Origin of the sequence: Cyclobacterium plantarum, from assembly GCF_011290685.1 — a bacterium.
GTDB lineage: Bacteria > Bacteroidota > Bacteroidia > Cytophagales > Cyclobacteriaceae > Cyclobacterium > Cyclobacterium plantarum.
Genome location: NZ_JAANYN010000018.1, coordinates 64,140 through 75,307, shown reverse-complemented (window position 1 = coordinate 75,307; position 11,168 = coordinate 64,140). Strand labels below are relative to the sequence as shown.

Here is an 11,168-nt window from a genome sequence, read left to right as displayed (position 1 = left end):
ATAATCATAAAAAAACCACGAAGGATATAGTTTTATCCTAGGTGGTCAAATTTTTATCGAATTTTCCAAGAAGCCCAAAATAGACTTTTAAATGCACACTCATTTTTTCCCGGAAACTGGAAGGAGTACCCTCTTTTAGCTCATTTAGTAAATCCCGATGTATTACGGCATTTTTAACTTCCGTTTTTCCAATGATTTGTCCGCTATGGACCAAGTTAAATATAGGGTGTAACATTTTCTGAAAGCGTAATAATGTTTGGTTGCCGGAAATTTCGTAAAGCATGGAGTGGAATTCCGCATCATACCTGTTTTTCAAAAACCGATCTTTGGTATTTTCTTCTTTTTCCACTAACAATTCTAATTTCCGGATGCTTTCGTTGGTTTTCCTGATAAAAAGTAGGTCAGCAATACCCATTTCCAATACAAGTCGCAATTCAAAAATGTCCTGAAGTGTAGCACTGTCTAACAACATGGGATTGAGCACACGTTCAAAGCTTCCCAAAATATCTGGCTGTGTTAAGATGATGCCCCTGTTCCTCTTGGATTCTATCAAGCCTAGAGTTCTAAGTCTGGACAGTGCTTCTCTTAAAGCCGTTCGGCTGACCCCCATTGATTCGGCCAGTTCTGCTTCCTTTGGGATGGCATCCCCAGGTTGTAGATTAGCTTCTGTAAAATACTCTCTGAGATTTAATTCCACCTTGTCTACCAATGATAGGGATTGGTCGATTACCGGCTTAGGTTTAACTTTTAATGCTTTCACAAGCTCTAATTTAAAATTAATTACAGGAGCAAATATAATAAGTAATATTAAAATAATTTTTCTCAAGATGCCTTTAAATTAATCAAAGACAGTTTTAAAATCGCTAAAAATCAATGAAATATTGAAAATTCATGATTTATTTTAAGTATTTAAATGCTTGCATATGTGGAGATTATTATACAAATTTAAATAAATAATACATAATGAAAAGTTGACTTTAGCATGCAGAAAACGTTGGGTTTGTTGATTTACCTTATGTTGTTTTTTATTCCGATTGGGGATAATCCCTTTGAATTATTCCACAATGGAGTATGGGATTCCGGGTGCCTGGCGGTCCGTAAACTCATAAATCCTCCCTTCATGTCCGCTTATAATGCGGCTTATTTTTCACTTCCATTAAAAATCGGCAAGTCTCCCGCCAATGAAGCTGTAGTGATAAATGACGGGGGAATCCCTACAATTTTTTATATCAACCGGCCTGGAAACGCCGATAAGGTGATGGTTTTGAGAAAGAACCCAATTGGATGGGGAGAGCCGGAATCGGCTTTTCCCTTGCCGGGACAGGCATATTATGCGTTGCAGGTGGTGAAAGCTGAAAATGAGAATCTGCTTTGTGTTTTTCATCTATTCGGAGAGGGGGATCAAGGGTATAGAGGAAGGCAGCTTGATCTTTGGGTAAACCGGCGGGTAAACAACAAGTGGGGTACTCCTATTAAAATTTTTGATGGTTATGTAGGCGCTATTCGAGGGCTGACAAAACTCAAATCTGGCAGGCTGCTGCTGTCATTTGGTAAGGCGGTGCCGGAAAGAGAAGCGAAACCACCAAAAAATGTAATAGATTTTGGGTGGAACTCCATACAGACGATGTATTCAGATGATGGTGGATTAACCTGGGACACTTCGCCCGATGAGCTTGTTATCGAAATTGATAATAATAAAGTCACCAGGTACGGAGCCATTGAGCCGGCAATTATTGAAAGGGAAGATGGATCGGTCTGGATGCTGATTAGAACGACCCGCGGGAGATTATTTCAATCCGTTTCCTGGGACAAGGGGGAGGTCTGGACGGACCCTGAGCCTACTGATTTTATCTCCTCAGACTCACCCGCCAGCCTTTTGCGGTTAAATGATGGGAGGATGGTGATTTTTTGGAATAGTTGTCAACGATGGGATCATCCTAATTCTTATGCCCTGGGAGGACGGGAAATATTGCATGGTGCCATTAGCAACGACGATGGACTGACCTGGAAAGGATTTAGGGAGGTTGCTCAATCACCGGACCTTGAAATAAATAAAGGAGATAGTGGTACAGCTTATCCGTCCGCAGAAGAAATGGAAAACGGCAATATTTTACTTGTTACAGGCCAAGGGGAAGGAAAAGGAATGTACGAAGTTAATCCTGATTGGTTTGCCGAAAAAATTCAAAGAATTGAATTTGGTAATTCGGACCTGGTAGAAAAAATTAATGGCATTCCTGTTTCGGAGGTTGAAAATTTGGTTACTGGAATTAGTTATCCCAAAGTGCACTCAAGTGGAGAAGTGGTCGTGAATTTCCCGATGGCAGTTGAGGGTATCTTAAAACTGGAAGTGAATTCCAATCAGGACTTTGAAACATTGTTTCTGGCGTTGACCGACCATTTTTCCATTCCTGAAGATAGTCTGGCATCCCAGCATGCTGTTTTCAGAATTGAAGTCAGAAGGGAAAATATTAAAAGGCATTTAAGCGGAAATTCTGCCGCTATCTTCGAATTGAAATGGGAAATGGTAGCTCAGGGCCTAAGTAAATTGGAAGTTAAGGTAAATAACAATTCAATCGGAACCTTTAAAATGAGAAGAAAAACTGAGATAGGTTTGAATTATCTTAGGATTGGTGTGGGGAGTGTCGGCATGCCTCAGAGATGGATACGAGAGATTGCATTTGAAAAAAAATAATGAATGAAATTTTGATGGATTTAATTATTGCTTATTTTTGAATAAATAGTACATATTAAAATAATATAAGTAACTTATTTATAAGTATATAAATACACAAAACAGTAATTTGTTAATATAAATACTACAAGTATGCGAAAAAATTGTACTGGTTTCTTGAGACGACTGCACGCAACAGCTTTCCTGGTTATGCTAATTGGGCTGGGACAAAGCTGGGGGCAGTCCCGTAGTGTTAATGGAACAGTGACGTCGGAAGAAGGGAATACTACGATTCCTGGAGTCAACATCCTAGTGGTCGGTACCACCATAGGAACGGTTACTGATTTGGATGGCGACTTCACTTTGACGGTTTCTGGAGATGATCCGGTTTTGAGGTTTTCGGCCATCGGGTTTGCTACAGAAGATATTAGGGTAGGCAATCAAACTACCATTAACGTGCAGCTTTCCACGGATGTAGGAGCCTTGGAAGAAATAATCGTGGTCGGTTATGGGGAGCAATCCCGTGAAAAGTTGACAACAGCCGTTAGTACGCTGGATACTAAGGTCCTTGAAAATGTACCTTTGGGGAACGCAGCATCGGCTTTGCAGGGTACTGTATCGGGAGTACGGGTACAAACCCTAAGCGGTCAACCGGGTGCTGCTCCGAGAATAATAGTAAGGGGCGGAACTTCTATTAACAATCCCAATGGAGCTCAGCCGCTTTATGTGGTGGATGGCGTGATAAGAGATGACATTCAGGGTATAAACCCGATGGATATTGAGTCCATGCAGGTACTGAAGGATGCCGCTTCCACAGCTATTTATGGTTCTCGCGCTTCCAACGGGGTAGTAATTTTAACCACCAAAAGTGGGAAGGCAGGTGACACGAAAGTGACTTACCGATATACCATTGGCACTTCTCAATTAAGGGAGAAATACGACCTTTTGTCTGCAAGAGATTATATCTATTATGGAAGATTAGGTGTAGCGGCAACCGGAATTAAATCTCCGGGAAGGCTTCCTATGCTGGATGGTTCTTTTGGGTTTGGGATTGGAAATGACCTTACCAATAATACGGCCTATACTACGCAGTATCTGACCCCTGAAAATGAATACAAACTTAACGAAGGTTGGGAGAGCATGCCAGATCCCCTGGATCCTTCTAAAACCATCATTTTTGACGATGTGGATTGGCAGGATGTTTTGTTTAGAACTGCAGTGACACATGATCATTATCTGAATTTATCCGGAGGATCTGAAAAGGCGACTTTTAATATTGGGGTAGGTTATGCGGATATGGATGGTACGGCCATTACCACCAATTATAAAAGATTTACAGCCAATATGAATGGCAGGTTGAAAGTAAATGAAAAACTCTTCGTATTTGCCGGCTTAAATTTTACCAGATCATCAGATAATTTGGTGTATAGTGAAAATAATTTATTTGAAAGATCAATCGCTACTCCTCCCACTGCCAAATATACTTTTGAAGATGGAACACTGTCGCCGGGGGTTAATCGTTCTTTGGGAAACCCTGCATACCATTTAAGCCGAAGTAAAAATGACAATACCTTAAGCATCATGACCCTTAGTGCTGGTGCTAACTGGGAACTTGCACCCGGGCTGAGTTTTGAGCCTTCCGCTTCTCTGTTTTCAAGAACCAATACTGCCAACACTTTTTTAATGTCTTATTTAAATTCACCTACCCAACTGGTAGAGGACCGGAATGCGACCGGGACTCAGGAAAACTGGGAGCAAATTCAGGTAGATGCAGTCTTTAATTACGAAAGGAGTTTCAATGAACTACACAACCTTAATGCTACCCTTGGGTATTCATTGTACCAAAGAGACAATTATCGTCTTTTTGCTGAGGGAAGGGGAGCGGCCACAGACCTTATCCCTACATTAAATGCTTCAGGAGAGCCAGTTCAGGTTTCCAGCAGCAAAGGAAAGCAATTGATTCTCGGGTACTTTGGCAGGGCGAATTACGATTTTGACAATAAATACCTGGTTTCCGTAAGCGCAAGATACGATGGTGCTTCTAACCTGGGCTCCGAATATAAATGGGGATTTTTCCCCGGGATTTCAGCGGGTTGGAACCTACATAATGAAGATTTTTGGAATAGTCCGGCAGGAGTAGACCGGTTTAAGTTGAGGGCAAGTTACGGGCTGAATGGTAACTTGGGTAATTTGGGGGATTTTCAGTCACAGGGGTCTTACAGCGTTGGTTCCATTTATCAGGGTAACGCAGCCGTGGAGTACACTACGATAGCCAATCCAAATCTTAAATGGGAAGAGTCCAGAACATTTGACCTGGGTTTTGATGCAAGTCTGTTCGATAATAAGGTTACTTTATTGTTTGACTATTATCAGCGGGTCACGTCCAATCTTATTACCACGCTGGCGATGCCAAAATTAACGGGGTTTACCAGTATTTTAACCAACCTGGGTAGTTTGGAAAACAGCGGTGTTGAACTTGAGGTCAGTTTAAACCTTCTTGAAACAAAAGACTGGAAGTGGAATATTGGATTCAATACTTCTTTTGTCAGGAATAAAATACTGGAATTGCCTGAGAATGATAATGAGAATAACAGAATTGGCGGATTATTACTATATGACCAGTCTGTAGGAGATTATGTCTGGAAAGGTGGATTACAGGAAGGTGGCCAAATAGGTGAAATGTATGGTTACCAGTACCAATCCGTTTTTCCGACAGACCAGGCGGCTGCTGAAGCACCCGAAGATTTGATCATGGCCGGACCTGACCGGACCCGACTTGGGGGAGATGTTGATTGGCTGGATGTGGACGGCAATGGTGTGATTGATACCAGGGACAGGGTCTATATGGGTAATATTTTTCCGAAATGGACCGGTGGATTTACCAATAATATAAATTATAAGGGCATCAACCTTTACTTAAGAATGGATTATACGACCGGGCATACCATTTATAATTATGTGCGGGCAAACTTGGATGGTCAATTTGTCGGAAATACAAATATGAGTTCAAACATCTTGAGGTCCTGGGAAAACCAGGGAGATGTGACTGACGTTCCCAGATTCTACTGGGCAGATCAGGTAGCTCAAAGCAATTATTGGAGAGGAGATCCGAGAAATCTTAATAACGGCGGAGGAAGTTCTTTAAATTATGAAAGGGGAGATTACCTGGCCTTAAGGGAGCTCACATTGAGCTATAATTACATGGCTGATTGGTACAAGAGGATTGGTATAGAAGGGATCAGGGTAAACCTTACCGGTAATAACCTGTACTATTTTACCAATTTTAGTGGTCTTTCACCTGAGGATGGAGGGCTTAACAGGGGACGTTTTCCTGTACCAAGAAACATTATGTTAGGCATCAACCTGTCGCTTTAATCAAGTCCTGATCAAAAAGAAAACATCATGAAAAAGTTTATCAATAATAGAAATTTCCTTCTTGGGATGCTGGTATTCCTGCTAAATTATTCTTGCACAGAGCCATTGGAATTAGCGCCAATTAGTTCTATAGGAGCCAATTCATTCTGGCAATCGGAACAGGATGCAACTGGTGGAGTAATTGGAATGTACAACCAGTTTAGAAACCTGGCGGCAAGGTCCTTGTTTTATATGGGAGAGGCCAGAAGTGAAGTGATGGGGCATGGAATTCAAAATGCAGATTTCAGACAGAAATATTTTGAGAATGACATGAATGAGGGTAATGCGGATTTGGATTGGCTGCAGGCCTACCGGGTGATTAATTATGCCAATTTGGTACTAGAAAATGTTCCGGAGATTTCTTTTCCCAACGAAGACAAGAAAAATGATTTGCTGGCCCAGGCCTATACCATGAGAGCCTTTGTGTATTTCGTTCTGGCGAAAACATGGGGAGATATTCCCTTGGTAACTGAACCGGTAGAAGGTTATGATGCGCAGACCACCTTTCAGGAAAGAGTAGCGGTTTCGGCTGTTTTTGATTTGATTAAGAGCGATCTTGATGAAGCCATTAATTTGTTTCCAACCAATGAATTTCCCTCAGGGCGGGCCATGTGGTCCAAGCCTGCGGCCAATGCATTGAAAGGGGATGTTTATTTATGGACTGGTAAAACAATGGGGGGAGGAGAAGCAGATTTTACCACGGCATTAAGTGCATTAAATGATGCTAAATCTGCGAACCTGAGTCTTTTGGATGATTACTCCAGGATTTTTGATTTTGACAATAAAGGAAATCAGGAAATCATCTTTGCCGTACATTTCAGCGATTTTGAATCTTCTAATAACATGTATTCAGATATGTATATTAATGCATTGGATATCAGGGATACCTATGACCAGCAGACGCTGGAAACGATCGGAACCCCTGGAGGATTTAATTGGTGGGCGCCATCTGCTACCATGAGAAATCAGTTTACTGAGGAAGATAGCAGGAAATCAGCTAGTTTTCTCGAAATATATTCTAATGAGGAGGAAAATACCTTTATCACCTCTATTGTGCTAAAAGGCAATGGCTATTCTGAGGGAGGCACGAGAAGGTTTCTGGATGATATTGTAATTTACAGGTATGCTGAATTATTACTCCTGATAGCGGAAGCCAAAAATGCCCTTGGACAGGATCCTTCGCCTGAAATAAATTTGGTCAGAAGCAGAGCATATGGAGATGATTTTCCAATGTATGAATTTACCAATGGATCCCAATCTGAAAACGACGAGGCAATTTTACAGGAAAGGTTGTTTGAATTGGCCTTTGAAGGAAAAAGATGGTGGGACCTCGTCCGCTTTAATGCCGCATTTGATAAGGTCCCTTCCCTACAGGGCAAGGCTGGACAAAACCACTTGCTGCTATGGCCTATATCATTGGAAACCATTAGTCTAAACTCTAAAATAACCCAAAATCCAGGTTACGAACAATAAAAAAAATGGCAGTACAATCTGAATAATAGTAGCAATGTCCATAATCCAAAAATTTCTATCCATAACGGTGGTTATGGTAATTCTCTGCCTTCCGGTAGAAGCCCAACAGACCTTTTTGAGCCCTGATAATGGGAAATCGATCTCAATAGGAGCCTTGGTTCATCAGGACGTGGATGAAATAGAAGGGCTAATGATGGGGCCATTTGTCAAGCTGGATAATGGGAATATTTTAACAGTAGATGGAACTGATTGTATCATAAGTAGCGACAATGGGAAAACCTGGGCAAGGCGGCCAGTTTTTGAGCAACCTGAAAAATTTCTGATTTCAGATGAACGGGCAATATTGAAGACAAGCAACGGGGTCATCATTCTCGCTTTCATGAATTTAAAGGAAAGGGCTAATTGGAATTGGCAGGAGGCTATTTCAGATTCACCAGGCGCCAGACTTCCTACCTATACTGTAAGAAGTTTGGATGGTGGTAATTCCTGGCAAGATGTGCAAAAACTCCACAATGAATGGACCGGTGCTATTCGTGACATGATCGAAACAGAAAATGGGAATGTGGTATTCACCTCCATGATGATGAGGCACTACCCTGGCCATCACACCGTCCTAACCTATAAATCAGGAAATGAAGGAAAAACCTGGGAAAGATCAAATATCATTGACCTTGGTGGTATTGGCCATCACAGCGGGGTGACTGAAGCCACTGTCGAAGCGCTTGACAAAGGTGAATTGTGGCTTTTGATGCGCACCAATTGGGGGACATTCTGGGAAGCATTCTCCAAGGACGATGGGAAAACCTGGGGAAATATCCGTCCAACCGATATAGAAGCAAGTTCGGCCCCGGGCTTGCTAAAAAGGCTGAATAGTGGCAGATTGGTATTGGTTTGGAATAGAAGATTCCCGGAAGGCACGCGCGAATATCCCCTTAGCGGTGGAGACAAGCAATGGTCAGAAGTGGCGGCAAGTAATCATAGAGACGAGTTGTCCATGGCGTTTTCTGAGGATGATGGGTACAGCTGGTCTGATCCGCAAGTAATTGCAAAAATAGACAGCTGTCGAAAAATTGATCCACCATTAAGAAGGATTTCCTATCCCTATGTCTTTGAAATAAATCCAGGGGAATTATGGATAACTACCATGCAGGGTGGTCTCAGGGTTAAACTTAAAGAGGAAGATTTTATTCAATAAATTGCATAATGGTGCTAAAGCTATAGCGGTCTTGAAGAAGAAAAATAGATTATTCGTATTTATAGGGTTTTTTCTTATAAATATTGTAAGCCAATCCCTGGCGCAGGAACTATTGAACCCATCTCAGATTGTCCTGCAGATCGGTAAGGAGGGTGCTAATCCACGGAACAGCGAAGGAAGCTTTATACAATTAAAAGATGGGAGGATTTTGTTTGCCTATTCTAAATTTGAAGGTGGATCTGGTGATCATGCAAGTGCCTTCATAGCAGGTCGGTATTCATCTGATGGAGGAAATACCTGGACCGATGAGGATGAAGTTATCGTTTCCAATGAGGGCGGAATGAACGTCATGTCTGTCTCTTTTCTTCGGCTGCAAAATGGTTCCATTGCGCTTTTTTATGCGCGGAAAAATTCACTGGACGATTGTACTCCCTATACGCGTATTTCACACGACGAGGCCCGAACCTGGTCAGCACCGGTAAGGGTTATTAATGATAGAGAGGGTTATTTCGTATTAAACAATGACCGTGTCATTCAACTTCCGGGAGGAAGACTGTTAGTGCCTGTTTCACTTCATAAAATTGCAGGCAAAGACTTTAGTATGCGGGGGCGAATTTATTGTTATTATTCGGACGATAACGGTCGTACCTGGCAAGGTACCATGGAGCTACCTAATCCAAAAGAAGTTGTTTTGCAGGAACCGGGCCTGGTTTTACTGAAAAATGGTGCTATCAGGATGTGGTTGCGAACCGATCGTGGGGTGCAATACCTGAGTGAATCCTATGACAAGGGATTTACCTGGGAGGAAGTCTACCCCTCAGACATTGCATCACCTAGATCTCCGGCATCACTCAAGAGGATTCCTAAGACAGGCGATCTCCTATTGATTTGGAATAACAATGATGGCTCAATCGAGGACAAAGCCTCTTTCAGGACCCCCCTGACGGCTGCTGTATCTAAAGATGAAGGTAAAAGTTGGATCCACATTAAAACACTTGAGAATGACCCCGACGGATTCTTTTGTTATACGGCCATTTCCTTTCTGGACGATAAAGTTCTCCTGGGGTACATGGCCGCAAATCGGCTGGGGCTAAAGGAAAAAATACCACTGGTACTGCGGAAAATAAGCTTAAAGGAATTTTATGATTAAATGATATGGATATGGTAAAAGACAAATTTAATGGAGCCATCGGAATAATGGTTATAACAGCTCTGATAGCTTATGGATGTGGAGGTAATGAAGTGAAAGATCAGACAGCTATGGAAAATATTAACGAAAAAGTGGATGATGGTATTCAGCGAAACCTGGTGCTCAATCCCGGAGATAATAATCCCCGAAACAGTGAAGGAGATTTTATTCAGCTAAATGACGGCCGGATTCTTTTTGTTTATTCCCATTACTATGGGGAGTCTTCCAGTGATCATGCCACGGCCTATTTGGCTGGAAGGTACTCTTCCGATAAGGGGGAAAGCTGGACAGAGGCGGATGTGGAGATTCTTCCGAATGAAGGCGGTATGAACGTCATGTCGGTCTCCTTGCTTCGCTTACAAAATGGAGATATTGCCATGTTCTATTTAAGGAAAAATGATACGGATGATTGTATTCCCATGATGCGAATCTCTAAAGATGAAACAGAATCCTGGTCAGAACCCATACCTTGTATTACAGACAAGGAAGGTTATTTTGTGTTGAACAATGACCGGGTCATTCAATTGGAAGATGGCAGGTTAATGCTTTCAGTGGCCAGGCATGCTGGTCCGGACATGGAGTGGAGCGGAAAAGGGGATATATTCTCCTATTACTCGGATGATAATGGCCAAACCTGGCAAAGTAGTGAAGAAGTGCCCAATCCAGAGGATATTGTTCTTCAGGAGCCCGGTGTGGTGGAGTTGGAAGATGGATCCATTTTAATGTTTATCCGGTCCAATGCAGGCGTACAGTGCTATTCGTATTCCCAGGATAGGGGCGAGACCTGGTCTGAGGTGGAAAAAAGCACCCTGGTGTCACCAGTATCCCCGGCCACCATTGAACGTATTCCCAGTAGCGGAGACCTTTTGGCCGTATGGAACAATAATTTATCTGATGACCCCGAAATATCCAAGCTCAGAACACCCTTAAATGCGGCCATCTCAAAAGACCAGGGAAAAACCTGGGAAATGACCAAAACCCTGGAAGATGACCCTGACGGTTGGTATTGTTATATTGCCATGGATTTTGTGGGAGAGGATGTGTTGTTGGGGTATTGTGCCGGGAACCGACCTGCTGGAACTGGTCTATCAGTAACTAAGGTCAGTAAAGTGGACATGGATTGGCTGTATGAATAATAAAGAAAAGGATAAGTTACGCTATTTCCTGAAGCTGGAAATATGCTAATGTTGGATAGGCTTCGTTCGAAAAATCCCTTTCAAAAATTT

7 protein-coding genes are annotated in these 11,168 nt (G+C 42.3%); 6 read left to right on the top strand and 1 reads right to left on the bottom strand.

From position 1 onward, the window contains the following. Positions 1-37: 37 nt before the first annotated feature. Positions 38-760, bottom strand: a complete 723-nt coding sequence (locus G9Q97_RS23935) for a FadR/GntR family transcriptional regulator (protein ID WP_166151676.1) — start codon at positions 758-760, stop codon at positions 38-40. Positions 761-1,120: 360 nt separating this feature from the next. Between G9Q97_RS23935 and G9Q97_RS23930 the strand changes: the two genes are divergently transcribed. The 6 genes from G9Q97_RS23930 to G9Q97_RS23905 all read left to right on the top strand — a co-directional run bounded on the left by G9Q97_RS23930 (position 1,121) and on the right by G9Q97_RS23905 (position 11,078). After that, a complete protein-coding gene (locus G9Q97_RS23930) occupies positions 1,121-2,692 on the top strand; it encodes a sialidase family protein (RefSeq protein WP_166151674.1) in 1,572 nt (523 codons plus the stop codon). A gap of 156 nt (positions 2,693-2,848) precedes the next feature. Continuing rightward, entirely contained in the window at positions 2,849-6,046 is a 3,198-nt protein-coding gene (locus G9Q97_RS23925) for a SusC/RagA family TonB-linked outer membrane protein (protein ID WP_317168811.1), read from the top strand. 27 nt (positions 6,047-6,073) lie between these two features. After that, positions 6,074-7,558: a RagB/SusD family nutrient uptake outer membrane protein gene (locus G9Q97_RS23920; RefSeq protein WP_166151670.1), complete on the top strand. Its 1,485-nt coding sequence runs from the start codon at positions 6,074-6,076 to the stop codon at positions 7,556-7,558. A 34-nt stretch (positions 7,559-7,592) separates the two neighbouring features. After that, positions 7,593-8,753, top strand: coding sequence for a sialidase family protein (locus G9Q97_RS23915; protein ID WP_166151668.1), 1,161 nt, complete (start codon positions 7,593-7,595; stop codon positions 8,751-8,753). 31 nt (positions 8,754-8,784) lie between these two features. Further along, entirely contained in the window at positions 8,785-9,903 is a 1,119-nt protein-coding gene (locus tag G9Q97_RS23910; RefSeq protein ID WP_246255850.1) for a sialidase family protein, read from the top strand. An 11-nt stretch (positions 9,904-9,914) separates the two neighbouring features. Further along, positions 9,915-11,078 carry a sialidase family protein gene (locus G9Q97_RS23905; protein ID WP_166151666.1) on the top strand — a complete coding sequence of 388 codons (1,164 nt, stop codon included), beginning with the start codon at positions 9,915-9,917 and terminating at the stop codon, positions 11,076-11,078. Positions 11,079-11,168 lie beyond the last annotated feature (90 nt).